Genomic DNA, 506 nt, shown 5'->3' with positions numbered 1-506 from the left:
CTCGTCCCCGCGATCCACCGCAACCGCGGCGAGATCCGCGACATCTTCCAGAAGGAAATGGCCAGTTGGGGCCGCCCGGCACCCGAGGGCCTCGCCGACACCCCGGCCGAACTGGCCGAGGCAGCACGCCTGCACCTGCGCGAGAAGTTCCTGCGCGCCAAGGTCGGCATCTCCGGCGCCAACTTCATGGTCGCCGAGACCGGCACCCTGGTCGTCCTCGAATCCGAAGGCAACGGCCGCATGTGCCTCACGCTGCCCGAGACGCTGATCTCGGTCGTCGGGATCGAAAAGGTCGTCCCGACCTGGCGCGACCTGGAGGTCTTTCTGCAGACCCTCCCCCGCTCCTCGACCGCCGAGCGCATGAACCCGTACACGACCACCTGGACCGGCACCACCGACGGCGACGGACCCCAGACCTTCCACCTGGTCCTGCTCGACAACGGCCGCACCGACACCCTCGCCGACGAGGTCGGCCGCCAGGCGTTGCGCTGCATCCGCTGCTCGGC

1 protein-coding gene is annotated in these 506 nt (G+C 69.6%); it reads left to right on the top strand.

The window, feature by feature from the left end; translation table 11 throughout:
- A partial coding sequence (locus H9Y04_RS49355) for an LUD domain-containing protein (RefSeq protein ID WP_187820203.1) occupies positions 1 to 506 on the top strand: 506 nt, incomplete at both ends.

Source organism: Streptomyces polyasparticus, assembly GCF_014493765.1.
In the GTDB taxonomy this organism is placed as follows: domain Bacteria; phylum Actinomycetota; class Actinomycetes; order Streptomycetales; family Streptomycetaceae; genus Streptomyces; species Streptomyces polyasparticus.
Note: the sequence above shows the minus strand (reverse complement) of the source record. Positions and strands in the feature narration are given on the sequence as shown.